Consider the following 16854-nt stretch of genomic DNA (forward strand, 5'->3'; position numbering starts at 1 on the left):
CTTCGACTTCACGAGACAACGCGACGACAAGAGGAGAAACACATGGGCGCAGGATTCTGGATTTCCCGTTATTTGCTGGCCAGTTCGATTTTATTCATCATCCTGACGGTGGTCGAGTACAGCAAGGGCACCACCAGCCGCGCCGACATCCTCAGCGCGCTGGCCTGGTCGCTGGTGGCGTCAGCCATCTTCATCGGCTCGAAATACTGGCGCTACAAGAAAGCCATCGCCTGCGCCACCTGCGGCGATACCACGGCCAGCAAGCCGAAAACCAAGGCGCCATGAAAAAACGGCCACTTCGATGAAGTGGCCGTTTCATTTGGCGCGCGGGATCAGCCGCCCGTCACGGGCGGGAAGAACGCCACTTCGTCGCCGTCGCCTGTTACGGTATCGGCATCGCACATCACCTGATTATGCGCCATGCGCAGCGCGCGGCCCTGCGCCAGCGCATATTCCCAGTTGCCGCCACGGGCGATCAGCAGGGCCCGCACCTCGCCCACCGTCAGCGGCCCGGCCACTTCCAGCGCTTCCTGGCCCGTGCCCACCAGCTCGCGCACGCTGGCAAAAAATCGCAGATTGATCTTCATCAAGACTTCCTTAGTACAGCAATTCATTAAACGGGATAAACCGCAGCATGTCGCCGCGCGCGATCGACAGCCCCGGCGGGCAATCGATCAAGCCGTCGCCCCACACGGTGGACGTCAGCACGCCCGAACTCTGGTTGGCGAACAGTTCCAGCTCGCCTTCGTCATTGACCTTGGCGCGCAAGAATTCGTTGCGCTTGTCCGCCTTCAGGCGTTCAAACGCGGCCGGCAGCTTGTAGCTGCGCGGCGCCAGGCTCCCCGCCACGCCCTGCAGGCGCAGGATGAACGGGCGCACGAACAGCAAAAAGGTGACGAAGCTGGAGACGGGATTGCCGGGCAAGCCGACAAAGAACGCGTCCTGCACTTCGCCAAACGCCAGCGGCTTGCCCGGCTTGACGGCGATCTGCCACATGTTCAGCCGCCCTTCCGCTTCCACGGCCGGCTTGATATGGTCTTCCTCGCCCACGGACACGCCGCCCGAAGTGATGATCAAATCATTGCCCTGGGCCGCCTGGCGCAGCACGGCGCGCGTCGCGTCCAGGCTATCGGGCACGATGCCCAGGTCCGTGATCTCGCAGCCCAAATTTTCCAGCAAGCCGCGCAAGGTAAAACGGTTGGAGTTGTAGACGGCGCCCGGCGCCAAAGGCTCGCCCGGCATGGCCAGCTCGTCGCCCGTGAAGAACACGGCCACGCGCAGCTTGCGCAGCACGGGCACTTGCGCCAGGCCCACCGAGGCGGCCAGGCCCATTTCCTGGCTGCGCAGGCGCCGGCCGGCGCCGAGGATTTCGCCGCCGGCGCGGATATCCTCGCCCTGGCGGCGCACCCATTCGCCCGCGTGCGGCACGTGATTGACCGTCACCACGCCATCCGCCACCGTGCACTGCTCCTGCATCACCACGCAGTCGGCGCCGTCCGGGATCAGGGCGCCCGTGAAGATGCGCGCCGCCGTCCCCGCTTGCAAAGGCTGGCCCACGTGGCCGGCCGCGATGCGCTGCGACACGGGCAGGCTGGCCGCGCCGCTGGCGCAATCCTGCGCGCGCACGGCGTAGCCATCCATCTGCGTGTTGTCGCGCTCGGGCACGTTCAGGGTCGACGTTTGCGCGGCCGCCAGCACGCGGCCGTTGGCGCGCATGGTGTCGACCAGCTCGACGTCGGTCACCGGGCGCGCCGCGCCCAGCATGAAGGCTTGCGCCTCGGCCACCGACAGCATGGGTTTACGTACAGTGCTCGCGTCTGTCATCACAGTCCCGTGTTCGAGGCGATGTACGCCTTCATTTTTTCCACGTCCGCATCCATCACGACGAACTTTTGCGGCAAGTCTTCGATGTTCTCGAAGCCGGCCGGACGTTCCGCATCCACGCCCAGCGCTTCGAGGATGGTTTCGTTGAACTTGGCCGCCAGCGCCGTTTCCAGCACGATCATCGGCACGTTCGGCTCCAGGTGCTCGCGCGCCACCTTGATGCCGTCGGCCGTGTGCGTGTCGATGGTGATGCCATAGTCGTCGGCCACGTCGCGGATGGTGTCGAGGCGGTCCTGGTGCGTGGACTTGCCCGACTTGAAGCCATATTTGGCCACCAGCTTGAACTCGTCGCCATCGCTGCCCGGCTTGCCGGACAAGTCGAAGCCACCGTGCGTTTCCACTTTCGTGAACAGCGCGCGCACGCGCCCGCTGTCGCGGCCCACCAGGTCGTAGACGAAGCGCTCGAAATTCGACGCTTTCGAGATATCCATCGACGGGCTGCTCGTATGGTACGTTTCGGCGGACTTGCGCACGCGGTAGACGCCCGTGCGGAAGAATTCGTCGAGCACGTCGTTTTCATTCGTCGCGGCCACCAGTTTCGAGATGGGCAGCCCCATCATGCGGGCGATGTGGCCGGCGCAGATATTGCCGAAGTTGCCAGACGGCACCGTGAACGACACTTTCTGCTCGTTGCTGGTGGTGGCCGCCAGGTAGCCGCGGAAGTAATACACGACTTGCGCCACGACTCTTGCCCAGTTGATGGAATTGACGGTGCCGATCTTCTGTTTCGCCTTGAACGGCAAATCGTTCGACACTGCCTTGACCATGTCCTGGCAATCGTCGAACACGCCTTCGACGGCGATATTGTAGATGTTCGGGTCTTGCAGGCTGAACATCTGCGCCGTCTGGAAGGCGCTCATTTTCTTGTGCGGCGACAACATGAAGACGCGGATGCCCTTCTTGCCGCGCATCGCGTACTCGGCCGCGCTGCCCGTGTCGCCCGAGGTGGCGCCGAAGATATTGAGTTCGGCGTCGTGCTTGGCCAGCGTGTATTCGAACAGGTTGCCCAGCAGCTGCATGGCCATGTCCTTGAAGGCCAGGGTCGGGCCGTTCGACAGCGCCTGCAGGATCAGGGTGGTCGATCCGCCCTTGACGACGTTTTCTTCCAGCACGCGCAGCGGCGTGATGTCGGCCGCGTTTTCGCCGGCGCGGGCGTTCTTGTAGACTGCCTTGGTATAGGTTTTCGCCGTCAGCGCCTTCAGGTCCGCGGCCGGGATATCGGTGGCGAACTTCTTCAGGATTTCGTAGGCCAGGTCGGCATACGACAATGTGCGCCAGGCGTTCAGCTCGGCACCAGTGACTTGCGGGTAGTGTTCAGGGAGATACAGTCCGCCATCGGGGGCCAGGCCGCCCAGGAGGATGTCGGAGAATTGCTGCGGATTCATTGGCGCTTTATCAGCGCGGGTAGACACGTAGTGCATAGATTTGAAGAGTCCAGTTGAGCTGAGTGCGGTTGATCATGAATGGCAGCGGATATTATAGTGCCAGCCGCCGTCCAAGGCGAATCGCGTGGCGTTTGCCCGGGCGCCGCCGTCCTGATGCGAGCGGCGACTGTTGCCAAACGACACACCTTGTCGCACGGCAACTGTATCATGGCCGCTTTCCAGACCAAGCGGGCGCCAACCCTGCCCATGACGACCATGCCACAGCCATTCCACACGAAACGTGACGATTTTCTCAAGCAGGACGATGTACGCGGTTTTATCGACTGGCTGGCGGCCGAACTGCCAGTCAAGCGCTTTCAGCTGAAGATGGCGCGCAGCCGCTTCGTGCCGGGCGGCCTGGACGTGCAGGCGACGGGCCTGGAAGCGGTGCTGGGGCACTATGTGTGGAACACCCGCTGGACCGATGCGCGCGGCAAGGCGGTCGTCTCGGGCAACTGGCGCGAGACGACCGCCTCGCTGGGCCTGCTGCGCGGCTGGCTGAAGGACGCCATCGCGCGGCAGGATGAAGACCAGGTGCTGGCGGCCTGCCTGGCCATCCTCGAATGGGGCGGCGTGCGCGGCGCCATCGTCTTCCTGAAGCGCCTGCATGCGCAAGGCCGCCTGGCCGCCTACTTCACGCGCCTGGCGCCATTCATGTCGCTCGACTCGGATGCGCCGCTCGATGCGCTCGATACGGACAGCGTGGAGCGCTTCGACGCGGGTCTGACCAAGATCCACGCCCTGTTTGATGACAGCGGCTCGCCCATCTACGACAGCCGCGTGGGCGCGGCCATGGCCATGCTGTATGCGCAGTACCGCAGCCAGGCAGGCGCCAAACTGGCAAAGAAACACTGGCTGGCCTTCCCCTCGGGCGCCGCACGCGGCAAGCAGATCCGCAATCCCAAGGGTATCGACAGCGGCTTTGCCGGCGCACCGCAATTCTTTGGCAAGGCCGTGTCGTGCCAGGACTGGGCGCAGTGGCAGGTCAAGCTGGGCTGGCTCCTGCGCGCCGTGCTGGAAAAGTGCGACTGGTTCAAGGCGGACAGCGCCGACATGGCCGCCCGCTGCCATGCCTTCGAAGCGAGTTTGTTCATGCTGGGGTATGACTTGCGGTGTTTTGGTCCAGCAGATACGGTTGCAGCCACGATGCCGGCGGTAGCCAAATCAGGAACATTCGGAGCCGTACCTAGCGGCCACCCTTTTTCGACCGTACTCACTTACTATACCGCCTATCGTCGCCAGGGCGGCCAGCCAAGCTCTTCCGCGTTTTCCAAATGGCTTACGAACAACTATAAAACAAAGACGCTGAAGGAAAGTAGTGCAAACAGCTATTGTTTTCCTTTGGCAAAGGGCGAATTCGGCCTCCATGAACGATCAGTTGCTGACCTGGAGTGCATCAGCGCTGGTGGCGAAGCTGGCCTATACATGGCTGTCGGCAGTAAAGATGCGTACAAGGAAAGTGACGAACGCGAACACATTTGTCTTTTTGACGCACTGCTTGCAGGACGAGTTGCCCACCTAACGGATAATGCCCGCGAAGCATTATTGATGGAGCGAGGCTATGCCGGAACAGAAAACTCGGCCGACACTTTGTATCGTGTAGGCCTCAATGTCGGTAGACATTTTGGCTTGCTCGACAAGAATGGTGCACCCACAGCATTTTATAACGACTACTTCGGCAACTGCCTGAACGACCTGTAATATCAAAAAATCCGGCGCGCGTGCTGGCGCGTGCGCCGGATTTGCGCCACACTGGCACCCGTCGGCCCGCCTCCGGGTCATTCATGGAACCGGCCATGTCGCTGAGTAAAAAACCGTATTTGCAAAGCGCCGCGCTGCGCCCTGACGCCGTAGTCGACCTGGACCACTATCCGTTCACCATTCCCGCCATCCGCGATTTCGTGCACATGGACTTCCACCGCGACGTGACGTTTTTCGTGGGCGAGAATGGCAGCGGCAAGTCGACCATGCTCGAAGCGCTGGCCGTGGCCCTCGGTTTCGGCAAGGATGGCGGCACGCGCAACGTGCGCATCGCCCTGCCGTCGGACGAGGAATCGGGCTTGCACGCGCACTTGCGCCTGAGCAAGAGCTATAAAAAACCCGAGGACAGCTATTTCCTGCGCGCCGAAAGCTTTTTCAACGTCGCCACCTACATGGACGACATGCCGGAATACCTGGCCAGCTACGGCGGCAAGTCGCTGCACGCGCAATCGCACGGCGAGGCGTTCATGGCCACCCTGATCAACAAGCTGCGGGGAAAAGGCTTGTACCTGCTGGACGAACCCGAGGCGGCCCTGTCGCCCAGCCGCCAGATGGCGGCATTGTCCGTGATCCACCAGCTGGTGCAGGACGACTCGCAATTGATCATCGCCACCCATTCGCCCATCCTGCTGGCCTATCCGAATGCGAAAATCCTCAGTTTTACGGGCGGCGGCATCCACGAAGTGGCGTATGAAGACACGGAACACTACGCCGTGACGCGCGATTTCCTGAATAACTACCCGAGAAGGCTGGAGCAGCTGTTTGAGGAGGAGTAAGGCTGTCGGCTTGCGCACTGCGGCAAGCCGACATACACGATGTTAGGGAATCGTACGGGACGTCGCCCTCAGCAAGCGGCGTGGTTGACGGTGATGACGTGCACGGCCAGCCCGCCCAACGACGTTTCCTTGTACTTGTCCTGCATGTCCGCGCCCGTCTGGCGCATGGTTTCGATGACTTCGTCGAGGCTGACGAAGTGCGTGCCGTCGCCCTTCAGCGCCAGCGAGGCGGCCGTGATGGCTTTCACGGCGCCCATGCCGTTGCGCTCGATGCAGGGAATCTGCACCAGGCCGCCGATCGGGTCGCACGTCATGCCCAGGTGGTGCTCGATGCCGATTTCGGCCGCATTCTCGATTTGCTCATTGGTGCCGCCCAGTGCCGCCACCAGGCCGGCCGCCGCCATGGCGCACGCCACGCCCACTTCACCCTGGCAACCCACTTCGGCGCCCGAGATCGAGGCATTGCGTTTGCACAACATGCCGATGGCGGCCGCCGTCAGCATGAAGCGGCGCACGCCGCCGACCGGGTCGCTGGGGCGGCAATCCTGCGCGTAGTAGCGCAGCACGGCCGGGATGATGCCGGCGGCGCCGTTGGTCGGCGCCGTCACCACGCGGCCGCCCGCCGCGTTTTCCTCGTTGACGGCCATCGCGTACAGGCTGACCAGGTGCACGGCGTCGTGCGGCAAGTCGTTGGCGCGGTTATCGGATGCTTTCGCTTCCTGCGCCAGGCGCCACAATTTTGCGGCGCGGCGCTTCACGTTCAAGCCGCCCGGCAGGTTGCCCGTCGTTTCCAGGCCGTGCGCGATACAGTCGCGCATGACGTGCCAGATACGGTCCAGGCCCTCGTTCAATTCATCGTCGCTGCGCTTGACGCATTCGTTCGCGCGCAGCATTTCCGGGATCGACAAGCCGCTTTCCACGCCGTGCGCCAGCAACTGCTCCATGGTATCGAAGGGGAAGACGACCCGCGCGCTGGCGGCCGACTCCACGGCCGCCTCGGCCTGGGCCTCGCCGGCTTCGCGGATAAAGCCGCCGCCGATCGAGTAATACACCTTGTCGACGCGGCTGCCATCCGCCAGTTTCAGGGTAAAGCGCATGCCGTTCGGATGTTCGGGCAAGGATTCGCTCTTGTGCCAGATCAAGCCCGTGGCGGCCGTGAATGGCACCACGTGCGTGCCCAGCAAGGCGATTTCGCCGGCCGCCTCGATGGCGGCCAGCTTGCTGTCGACGGCATCGGGCGCCACGTCTTGCGGCGTCTCGCCCATCAGGCCCAGAATGACGGCTTTGTCAGTCGCATGGCCCACGCCCGTCAGCGCCAGCGAGCCATACAGGGCCGCCTCGACGCCCACTACCTGGTCCAGCGGACCGTATTCGACCAGAAAACGCCGCGCCGCCACCATCGGCCCCACAGTGTGGGAACTCGACGGCCCGATGCCGATCTTAAACAGGTCAAATACGCTCATGTCCATGTAGTGTCTCTTTATATTAGTATGTTTTTATGAATGCCGGTGCTGGATTCAGGCTGCCTTGGCCGCATGGCCAACATCGACATTGGCCAGCATGTCCGTGACCATCTGCTCGACGCCGATCTGCGCCTTCCAGCCCCAGTCGGCGCTGGCCTTGCTGTCGTCCAGGCTTTGCGGCCAGCTGTCGGCGATGGCCTGGCGGCTGTCCGGCTTGTAGCTGATCTTGAAGTCCGGGACCATGCGCACGATGGCCTTGGCCAGCTGCTCGGGGTTGAACGACACGCCGGCCACGTTGTACGAGGAGCGGATCTTGATTTGGGCCACAGGCGCGTCCATCAGTTCGATGGTGGCGCGGATGGCGTCGGGCATGTAAATCATCGGCAAGGTGGTGTTCGCATCGAGGAAGCAGTCATAGCGCTCGCCGCGCAAGGCCGCATGGAAGATGGCGATGGCGTAATCGGTGGTGCCGCCGCCCGGAGGCGATTTGTAGCTGATGATGCCCGGGTAGCGGATGCTGCGCACGTCGACGCCGTACTTGTTGAAGTAGTACTCGCACAGGCGCTCGCCGGCCAGCTTGCTGATGCCGTACATCGAGGTCGGGTCCATCACCGTCATTTGCGGCGTATTCACTTGCGGCGTGTTCGGGCCGAAGGCGGCGATCGACGATGGCCAGAAGATGCGCAGCGGCTTGCCCGCTTCGCCCCGCTCGCGCGCCAGCTCCAGGATATTGAGCAAGCCGTCCATGTTCAGGCTCCACGCCTTCAACGGCGCCGCTTCGCCCGTGGCCGACAGCATGGCCGCCAGCTGGTACACCTGGGTGATGCCTTCGTCGGCGATGATCTTCGCCAGGCCGTCCTTGTCCAGCACATTCAATTGCGCATAGCGCTTGGCCTGGTACAGATTATTCGTGCCGATGTCGCTGGCGATCACGTTGTCCGCGCCGTGCTGCTGCGCCAGTGCGCCCACCAGTTCACTACCGATTTGGCCGTTTGCGCCAATGACTAAGATGCGTTCCATGCTATTTTCCTGAATTCCTGTTAGTTGGTAGTGTTAGTGGCGGTCAGCAAACCGAGTTCCTTGCCAGCCTGCTCGAAGGCGGCCAGCACTTGCACCAGCTGTTCGCGGGTGTGGGCGGCCGACAGCTGCACGCGCACCCGGGCCTGGCCCATCGGCACGACCGGGTAGAAGAAGCCCGTCACCAGCACGCCCAGTTCATACAGGCGGGCGGCGAATTTCTGCGCCACGGGAGCGTCGAACAGCATCACGGGAACGACGGGATGGGTGCCCGGCTTGATGGTGAAGCCGATGCGTTCGATTTCGCTGCGGAAGAAAGCCGTGTTTTCATGCAGGCGGTCGCGCAGTTCCGTCGACTTGGCCAGGCGCTCCAGTACCGACAGCGAGGCGCCGGCGATCGATGGCGCCAGGGTGTTCGAGAACAGATAAGGGCGCGATTTCTGGCGCAGAGTGTCGATGACTTCCTTGCGTGCCGACGTGAAACCGCCCATGGCGCCGCCCAGGGCCTTGCCCAGGGTGCCCGTGATGATGTCGATGCGGCCCATCACATTGTGGTGTTCGTGCGTGCCGCGGCCCGTCGCGCCCATGAAACCGGAAGCGTGGCATTCGTCGATCATCACCAGCGCACCGTACTGGTCGGCCAGGTCGCAGATCTTGTCGAGTTGCGCGATCGTGCCATCCATCGAGAATACGCCGTCCGTGACGATGACTTTATGGCGCTTGCCGGCGGCGACGGCCGCTTTCAGCTGCACTTCCAGGTCGGCCATGTCGTTGTGCGCGTAGCGGTAGCGGCCAGCCTTGCACAGGCGGATGCCGTCGATGATGGAAGCGTGATTCAGCGCATCCGAGATGATGGCGTCGTTTTCATCGAACAGGGGCTCGAACACGCCGCCGTTGGCGTCGAATGCGGCCGCGTACAAAATCGTGTCTTCCGTGCCCAGGAAGCTGGAGATGGCCTGTTCCAGCTCTTTATGCACGGTTTGCGTGCCGCAGATGAAGCGCACGGACGACAGGCCGTAGCCATACTTTTGCGTGGCGGCAATAGACGCTTCCTGCGTCTGCACGTCGCCGGACAGGCCCAGGTAGTTGTTCGCACACATATTGATCAGGGTACGGCCATCGTCGCACACCACTTCAGCGCCCTGGCGCGAGGCGATCACGCGCTCGGGCTTGTACAAGCCCTGTTGGCGCAGTTGATCGAGATTCTGTTGCAGACCGCTGAAAAAGGTGTTCTTCGCTTGCTCGCTCATGATGATCCTTGTGTGTCCCTGTTGTATGTGTGCTATCCGGGTGAGCTCAGTTGCCATAGGGAAAAGCGTCCGCTTGACCGGTGCGCGCACAATGCTGTACCGTGAAGCGCTGTTTGAAGTCTACACGTTTCCGTGTTTTTCCTCAAAATCCACTATTTCGAACTGAAATTCAATATAGTGGATATTACCCAAGCCTTTTGAACTTTGCAAGCCACCTGCCGATGAAAACCAGCGTTTCGACCAATTCTCCGCCCGAAGTGGGCGCCACCCTGCAACGGTTGCGCCTTGCGCGCGGCCTGACACTGGAGGATTTGTCGCGCATCGCGGGCGTCTCGAAGTCCATGCTGTCGCAGATCGAGCGCGAAAAAGCCAATCCCACCATCGCCATCACGTGGCGCCTGGCCAACGCCCTGGGCGTGCAGATTGGCGAATTGCTGTCCAGCGCGGAAAAAGCCGTGGAAACCATCCGCATCACGGACGCCCACGAAACCCCCACCCTGCCCGGCGACCACGCGGGCTACGTGCTGCGCATCCTGGGACCGATGGAACTGGCCGGCAAATATGAATGGTATGAGGTGACCCTGGCGCCGGGCGGCGAGCTGGCGTCGCAGCCGCACGATCCGGGCACCACCGAGCATTTGACGGTGATCCACGGCAACCTGGAACTGGAAGTGGGGACGGCGAAGAAAAAGGTCAAGAATGGCGGCACGGCCAGGTATCCGGCGGACTTGCCGCATACGATACGCAACCTGGGCAAGACGGAAGGAAAAGCGCTGCTGGTGGTGATCCACCGCTAGTGGCCACCAGCAACGCGGCGTACGGCTCCGGCGTCAGGCCTGGCGCTGACGTCTTCTGCTGACAAAGCCGAGCAATGCCAGGCCGCCCAGCAACATGCCATAGGTTTCAGGCTCCGGCACGGCGCTGAGCGGGTCGAGGCGGATCACTTCACAAAAGCGGTCGTTGCAGCGGCTGGCGGCGATCTGGCCAGCCTCGTTTATGCCATTGACTTGCAGATTGCGCCAGCCTTCCATGCCATCGACCAGGTCGGCCAGCATATAGGTGTTGCCATTCATATTGATAATGGATTCCGCACCTGAAAGGCTGATACCCACCACGTTCCCTTTGCCATCGATCCCGAGCGCTTCCGACATGGAGTTGATCCCGCTCCAGCTGCCGTCCACCATCTTGAAGGCGCGGTAGGGAACCGGCCAGGGGGCATTGCGGAAGTACTGGTTGAACACGATTTCCCCTGCATTGTTAATCCCTCGCATCTTCACCTCGGCGTCTCTGATCGTGGGCGTGATGTCTCTCATCACACCATTTTCATAGATATAACCGTGCTGCTTGCCGCTGGCCGTCGAGGAGTTGCCGACGATGACCCCATGATCATTGATTGCTGAAACACTACTCCAGGCGCCGCCCAGCGTACCGAGGGGAGTAATGCCCGATGCGGAATCGTACAGATAGGCGTTGGTGCTGCTGGCCTTGGTCTGGCTGTCGACCACGGTGGCGCCAAACGCAACTTTCCCCGACGCATTAACTTGACCGGTCCACGACACCTGGCCGGGAATATCCAGCGACGTCAGGGTGTTGCCCGACTGCAGTTGCATGTGCAAGGTGCCATCGGCGGCGGTGGAGCGCAGCAGCAAGTCTCCTGCAATATTGCCGCCACGCAGCATATTCGTTGCCTGAGCCGCAGGCACGGCCGTCACTGCCGAGCCTGATGTGCCGTACCACATGTCCACGCCATTCAGCTGAACATAGCCATACAGTTCGCCCAGCGCCGTGATGCCGCCCCACTGCAAACGGCCAGTCGAGGGGAGCGCAAACGTTGTCGAAGAGAAAATCGGTGCAGGTGCAGGCAGGATTTGTGCAAACGCCGTCGTTGTCGCAGCGCTCAACAGCAAGAAACACAGGGTTTTATGTATCGGTTTCATTGTCAATTTTCCAATAAAATTAACAAGATAATCGATAATATAAAAAAGGTAAACCTTTTTGACAACTCTGATGCAAGATAAGCATTGATGGCTCCCCGTGCAGGGGCCAGCAGTGTGCAATAAGCCCTTATGCCCATGCTAAGATTTCGGACTAGACAAGATTTCCACTGCCCTTCATGGAGCCTTACCGATGACGATTTCCGACAGCACCACCACCTTCCACAACAAGAAAGTCGTCCAGTACGACCCTGACCTGCCCTTCGACGCCTCGCCCGACATCGTCTACCGCCTGTCGCTCGAGTACGACGACAAGCGCAAGATGGACGAGCTGATCGCCGGCTTTCTCGCCAAGGCGGACCAGAATGCGCTCGCAGCGCTGATCATCGGCATGTGGGGCGACCCGTACGAATCGGGCGCCGACGAAGTGATCGCCGCGCTGATCGCCCACGCGCCGCAACTGCCCAATGTGCGCGCCCTGTTCATCGGCGACATGACGTACGAGGAATGCGAAATCTCGTGGATCGTGCAAGGCAGCTACAAGCCCCTGCTGGACGCCTTCCCGCAGCTGGAAGAATTGCGCATCCGCGGCGGCAATGAGCTCGTCATCGAGCCGTTCGCGCACCAGCACCTGCGCCGCTTCACCATCGAAGCGGGCGGCCTCGATCAAAAGATCGCCGAAGCGCTGGCGCAATCGAGCATGCCGCAGCTGGAACACCTGGAACTGTGGCTGGGCACCGAGGAATACGGCTTCTCGGGCGACGTCGACCTGTACCGCAAGGTGCTGGCGCAGCTGACCGTACCGACCCTGCGCTACCTGGGCTTGCGCGACGCGGAAATCGCCGATGACCTGGCCGTGTGGCTGGCGGAAGAGCCGCTGGTGGCGCAGCTCGACACGCTCGACCTGTCGCTGGGCACCATCGGCGACCTGGGCGCCGTGGCCGTGCTCAATCACACGCAGCTGGGCAAGCTGAAACGCCTGGACCTGTCGCACCACTACATCTCGGAAGAAAACCAGGCCAAGCTGAAGGCGCTGCCCTTCGAGGTGGTGCTGGACGACCCGCAGGAAGCGGACGAAGACGACGGCGAAAGCTACCGCTACGTGGCCGTGGGCGAATAAACGGAGTCTTTTTCCTTGGCTACACCCCTCACCCTGCTGGCCGGCGCCGGCAGCAAGCGCGTGCGCCTGATGCAGGCGGCGCGCGCGCAACTGCGCCTGCCGCCCGCGCAGGTGCTGGAATGGCGCCACTGGCTGGCGCGGCCGGCGCTGCTGGCAGACGCCTTGCGCCAGCCCGGCCTGTTGAAGATCGAACCGCCCGGCGACGATCCCGCCGCGCATTTTCTCTTGCTGCAGGCGGGCTGCCGTTTGCTGGACCGTCCCCTCGTCGAGGCGCCCGAACATGGCGAACTGCTGGCCATGGATGCGTGGTTTGCGGGCTTTTCCAGTGCCATGCAAGACCTGGCGGGGCAACTGGCGGCCTTGCCGCACATACGCGTCTTCAATGCGCCGGCCGAGATTGTCCGCATGACGGACAAACTGGCCTGCCAGCGCCACCTGGCCGCACACGGCATCGCCATTCCCGCCCTGCTCGGCCCCGTGCATGGCTACGAGCACCTGCAAGCGCTGCTGCACCAGCATGACCTCGACCGCGTGTACCTGAAGCCGCGCTACGGCTCGTCCGCGTCCGGCGTCGTCGCCTACCGCAGGAACAGGGCAGGACGCCAGCAAGCCACCACCTCGGCCGCCCTGCAGCATGGGGATGGCGCGGCGCGGCTGTTCAATGTCAAGCGCATGGCGCGCTATGACACGCAGCACGACATCGCCGCCCTCGTCGACGCGCTGGCCGCCCAGGAGCTGTATGCGGAAACGTGGCTGAACAAGCCGCGCAGCGGCGACAGCCACTACGACCTGCGCGTCGTGACCCTGGCGGGCCAGCCCGCACACCGGGTGGCGCGCATCGGACAGCACATGATGACGAATCTGCACCTCGACAACCGGCGCGGCGAGGCATCCGGCCTCTTGAACGCAGCCGACCTGGCGGCACTGGAAGCGGCTGCCGCCCAGGCCGCGCGCGCCTTCCCCGCCAGCCACGTGACGGGCTACGACCTCGTCGTGCGCCAGGGCCAGGCCCACGTGCTGGAAGCGAACGCCTTCGGCGACCTGCTGCCAGGCCTGCTGTGGCAAGGCGCGGACACCTATGCGGCGCAATTGACGCAACTGACACATGCTTAAAGATACACCGGACACACCGGCCATCCCCGACATGCACGCCATCGTCGGCAGCCACGATATCGTCTTCCTCACGCTCGACACCCTGCGCTTTGACGTGGCGCAAGCCCTGTACGAGGCGGGTGAATTGCCCGTGCTGGGACGTTTTTTACCGCCGGGCGGCTGGGAACGGCGCCACTCGCCCGCCACGTTCACCTATGCGGCGCACCAGGCCTTCTTCGCGGGCTTTTTGCCCACGCCGGCCGCGCCGGGCCGCCATCCGCGCCTGTTCGCCAGCGCGTTTGCGGGCAGCGAAACGACGTCGCCCGACACGTTTACCTTCGCGGAAGCGGACCTTCCCGCCGCGCTGGCCGCGCGCGGCTACCGCACCATCTGCATCGGCGGCGTGGGCTTCTTCAACAAGCAAACGGCGCTGGGCACGGTGCTGCCGTCGCTGTTCCAGGAAAGCCACTGGAGCGCGGGCATGGGCGTGGCCAGCCGCCATTCGACGCAAAAGCAGGTGGCGCTGGCCCTAGCCCGCCTGGCGGATGGCGATCAGCGCACTTTTTTGTTCATCAACGTGGCCGCCCTGCACACGCCGAACCGCGCCTACCTGCCCGGCTGCCGCGCCGATTGCCTGGACAGCCACGCGGCAGCGCTGCGCTATGTCGATGGCGCGCTGGCGCCCCTGTTTGCCGCCTGCGCCGCGCGCGCGCCCACGTTTGCCATCGTCTGCTCGGATCACGGCAGCGCCTATGGCGAAGATGGCTACCGCGGCCACCGCATCGCCCACGACAGCGTGTGGAACGTGCCGTATGCGCACTTCTTCATCGCCCCCGATACACCTCCCAAGGAGTCCCCACCGTGAGCCCAGCCGAACAACCTGGCACCCTGGCGCAGCGCATGCGCCACACGCCCTACCAGGCGTATTCGTATTCGTATCCGCACAAGGCGGCCTACCGCGCCTTGCCGCAGGCGGCGCCGCTGGCGCCCCTGTGGGCGCGGCAAGACCGCTCCGCCCTGTTCGCGTACATCCATATTCCGTTTTGCGAGATGCGCTGCGGCTTTTGCAACCTGTTCGCCATGGCCCGCCCCGGCGCCGACATGGTCGAACGCTACGTGCGGCAAGTGCTGGTGCAGATGCGCGCACTGGCCGGCGCGCTGGGCGAACGGCGCTTCGCCCGCTTCGCGCTGGGCGGCGGCACGCCCACCTATCTGTCGCCGGCGCAGCTGGACACCTTGCTGTCCGGCGCGCGCGACATCCTCGGCATCGATTTGCAAGCCACGCCGGCCGGCATCGAAGCGTCGCCCGAAACCATCACGGCCGAGCGCCTGGCCGTCTGCCGCGCGCACGGCATCGACCGCGTCAGCCTGGGCATCCAGAGCTTTGCCGCCGGCGAGATGCGCGCGCTGGCGCGTCCCCAGCAAAACGCCACCGTCCATCACGCCATCGGCCTGATACGCGCGGCCGGCTTTCCCACCCTGAACCTGGACTTGATCTACGGCATCGCGGGGCAGACCGTCGCCAGCCTGCTGGCGTCCATCGACAGCGCGCTGGCCTTCCGGCCCGAGGAAATCTATCTGTATCCGCTGTACGTGCGCGAGCAGACGGGCCTCGGCAAGATCGCGCGGCGCAAAGGCGCCGATACGCTGAACCCCATCATGCTGGCGCAGGACGGCGACAGCCGGCTGGCCCTGTACGCGGCCGCGCGCGACCATTTGCGCGCGCAAGGCTATGAACAGGTATCGATGCGCATGTTCCGCGCTCCCCATGCGCCGGAACAAAACGGTCCCTCGTATTGCTGCCAGAATGACGGCATGGTGGGCCTGGGCGCGGGCGCGCGCTCCTACACGGCCAGCCTGCATTATTCGAGCGAGTACGCGGTGGCACGGACAGAGACCATCGGCATCATCGACAACTACCTGGCGCTGGACGAGGAACGCTTCGCGCAGGCCGAACACGGCTACGTGCTGGGCGAGGAAGAACAGCGCCGGCGCTACGTGATCCAGTCGCTGCTGACGGAACCGGGCCTGGACCGCGACGCCTACACGGCGCGCTTCGGCACGCGCTGCGAGATGGATCTGCCGCAGCTGGCCGAACTGCACGCGCTGGAGCTGGTGCAGGAGGATGGTCCGCTGCTGCGCCTCAATGACCGCGGCTACAGCTACGCCGACACCATCGGCCCGTGGCTGGCCTCCGAGACGGTGCGCGCGCTGATGGCGCAAGAGGGCCAGGCGTGCTGACAACCCAGCCTGGCACTTTGTCCCTGCTGTACCGGGGCACGCTGGCGAGCTGCAACTACGCCTGCGGCTACTGCCCGTTTGCCAAGAAGCGCGACAGCCGCGCCGCGCTGGCCCGCGATGCGCGCGAGCTTGTCCGCTTCACGGACTGGGTGGCGCGGCAAACGCGCCCCATCGGCGTGCTGTTCACCCCCTGGGGCGAAGCGCTGGTGCGGCGCCACTACCGCGCGGCCATGCAAACCCTGGCCGCACTGCCGCACGTGCGCCAGGTGGCGCTGCAAACGAATCTGTCCGGCCCCCTGAACTGGCTGCAGGGGATGGATGGGCTGGAAAAGATCGGCCTGTGGTGCACCTACCACCCGGATCAGACGACATTGGCCCGCTTTCTCGAACGCTGCGCGCGCCTGGACGCCATGGGCGTGCGCTATTCCGTCGGCGTCGTGGCGATGAACGAGCACCTGGACGCCATCCGCGCCCTGCGCGCGGCCCTGCCCGCGCACGTCTACCTGTGGCTGAACGCGTACGACCGGCGTGGTCCCGGCTACTACGCGGTGGAAGACCTGGCCTGGCTGGACGCCGTCGACCCGTGGTTCGCGCAAAACCGGCGCCCTTCGCCCTCGCGCAATAAACCGTGCCTGGCGGGCGAGGCGTCGCTGTCCGTCGATGGCGACGGCGAGCTGGCGCGCTGCCATTTCGTGCCCGAGCGCCTGGGCAACCTGTACACGGACGACCTGACGGACATGCTGCAAGAAAAATCCTGCCCGCGCTTCAAGTGCGATTGCTATATCGGATATGCGCAGCGCAAGGATTTGCCGTTCCAGTCCACGTTTGGCAACGGCGTGCTGGCGCGCATCGCGCCTTTGCGCCGGACGTAAAAAAGCGCGGGCCAACGGCA

The 16854-nt window shown here is 63.6% G+C and carries 16 protein-coding genes; 9 read left to right on the top strand and 7 right to left on the bottom strand.

What is annotated here, in order from left to right:
• Positions 1-42 precede the first annotated feature (42 nt).
• The gene (locus OX459_RS11745; protein WP_099664150.1) at positions 43-285 is read left to right on the top strand and encodes a hypothetical protein; all 243 of its coding nucleotides are present in this window, start codon (positions 43-45) and stop codon (positions 283-285) included.
• A gap of 47 nt (positions 286-332) precedes the next feature.
• Here OX459_RS11745 and moaD read toward each other — a convergent pair whose 3' ends face one another.
• Genes moaD through thrC form a run of 3 tightly spaced genes read right to left on the bottom strand, consistent with a single transcriptional unit; the run spans position 333 to position 3305 of the window.
• On the bottom strand, positions 333-587 hold the full coding sequence (moaD, locus tag OX459_RS11750; protein WP_077403939.1) for a molybdopterin converting factor subunit 1: 255 nt from the start codon (positions 585-587) through the stop codon (positions 333-335).
• A 10-nt stretch (positions 588-597) separates the two neighbouring features.
• A complete protein-coding gene (glp, locus tag OX459_RS11755) occupies positions 598-1824 on the bottom strand; it encodes a gephyrin-like molybdotransferase Glp (protein ID WP_289905147.1) in 1227 nt (408 codons plus the stop codon).
• Positions 1824-3305 carry a threonine synthase gene (thrC, locus tag OX459_RS11760; RefSeq protein WP_289905148.1) on the bottom strand — a complete coding sequence of 494 codons (1482 nt, stop codon included), beginning with the start codon at positions 3303-3305 and terminating at the stop codon, positions 1824-1826. Before thrC ends, glp begins: the two co-directional genes overlap by 1 nt.
• 171 nt (positions 3306-3476) lie before the next feature.
• Between thrC and OX459_RS11765 the strand changes: the two genes are divergently transcribed.
• Positions 3477-5009, top strand: a complete 1533-nt coding sequence (locus tag OX459_RS11765) for a hypothetical protein (protein ID WP_289905149.1) — start codon at positions 3477-3479, stop codon at positions 5007-5009.
• Positions 5010-5104: 95 nt separating this feature from the next.
• A complete protein-coding gene (locus tag OX459_RS11770; protein WP_099664153.1) occupies positions 5105-5845 on the top strand; it encodes an AAA family ATPase in 741 nt (246 codons plus the stop codon).
• Positions 5846-5913: 68 nt separating this feature from the next.
• Here OX459_RS11770 and OX459_RS11775 read toward each other — a convergent pair whose 3' ends face one another.
• From OX459_RS11775 to kbl, 3 genes are read right to left on the bottom strand one after another with little or no spacing between them, the layout of a single operon-like run.
• Positions 5914-7314 (bottom strand): L-serine ammonia-lyase, encoded by a 1401-nt coding sequence (locus OX459_RS11775; protein ID WP_289905150.1) that lies wholly within the window; start codon positions 7312-7314, stop codon positions 5914-5916.
• A gap of 48 nt (positions 7315-7362) precedes the next feature.
• Positions 7363-8328 (bottom strand): NAD-dependent epimerase/dehydratase family protein, encoded by a 966-nt coding sequence (locus OX459_RS11780; RefSeq protein WP_099664155.1) that lies wholly within the window; start codon positions 8326-8328, stop codon positions 7363-7365.
• Between the two features lie 20 nt (positions 8329-8348).
• Positions 8349-9575: a glycine C-acetyltransferase gene (gene kbl, locus OX459_RS11785; RefSeq protein ID WP_289905151.1), complete on the bottom strand. Its 1227-nt coding sequence runs from the start codon at positions 9573-9575 to the stop codon at positions 8349-8351.
• A 221-nt stretch (positions 9576-9796) separates the two neighbouring features.
• On the opposite strand from kbl, the gene OX459_RS11790 reads away from it, so the two are divergent.
• Positions 9797-10372 carry an XRE family transcriptional regulator gene (locus OX459_RS11790; protein WP_077403922.1) on the top strand — a complete coding sequence of 192 codons (576 nt, stop codon included), beginning with the start codon at positions 9797-9799 and terminating at the stop codon, positions 10370-10372.
• Positions 10373-10405: 33 nt separating this feature from the next.
• Here OX459_RS11790 and OX459_RS11795 read toward each other — a convergent pair whose 3' ends face one another.
• On the bottom strand, positions 10406-11512 hold the full coding sequence (locus OX459_RS11795; protein WP_289905152.1) for a PEP-CTERM sorting domain-containing protein: 1107 nt from the start codon (positions 11510-11512) through the stop codon (positions 10406-10408).
• 190 nt (positions 11513-11702) lie between these two features.
• Between OX459_RS11795 and OX459_RS11800 the strand changes: the two genes are divergently transcribed.
• The 5 genes from OX459_RS11800 to OX459_RS11820 are packed head-to-tail and all read left to right on the top strand — an operon-like array spanning position 11703 to position 16834.
• The gene (locus OX459_RS11800; RefSeq protein WP_289905153.1) at positions 11703-12629 is read left to right on the top strand and encodes an STM4015 family protein; all 927 of its coding nucleotides are present in this window, start codon (positions 11703-11705) and stop codon (positions 12627-12629) included.
• Between the two features lie 15 nt (positions 12630-12644).
• Positions 12645-13742, top strand: coding sequence for an STM4014 family protein (locus OX459_RS11805; RefSeq protein WP_289905154.1), 1098 nt, complete (start codon positions 12645-12647; stop codon positions 13740-13742).
• On the top strand, positions 13735-14586 hold the full coding sequence (locus tag OX459_RS11810) for an STM4013/SEN3800 family hydrolase (protein ID WP_289905155.1): 852 nt from the start codon (positions 13735-13737) through the stop codon (positions 14584-14586). The genes OX459_RS11805 and OX459_RS11810 overlap by 8 nt, the downstream gene beginning before the upstream one ends.
• Complete coding sequence (locus OX459_RS11815; protein ID WP_289905156.1) at positions 14583-15962, top strand: STM4012 family radical SAM protein; 1380 nt, start codon at positions 14583-14585, stop codon at positions 15960-15962. Before OX459_RS11810 ends, OX459_RS11815 begins: the two co-directional genes overlap by 4 nt.
• Entirely contained in the window at positions 15956-16834 is an 879-nt protein-coding gene (locus OX459_RS11820) for an STM4011 family radical SAM protein (RefSeq protein WP_289905157.1), read from the top strand. The genes OX459_RS11815 and OX459_RS11820 overlap by 7 nt, the downstream gene beginning before the upstream one ends.
• The last annotated feature ends 20 nt before the right edge of the window (positions 16835-16854 follow it).

It is taken from the genome of Janthinobacterium sp. SUN026 (assembly GCF_030397625.1).
GTDB lineage: Bacteria > Pseudomonadota > Gammaproteobacteria > Burkholderiales > Burkholderiaceae_D > Janthinobacterium > Janthinobacterium kumbetense.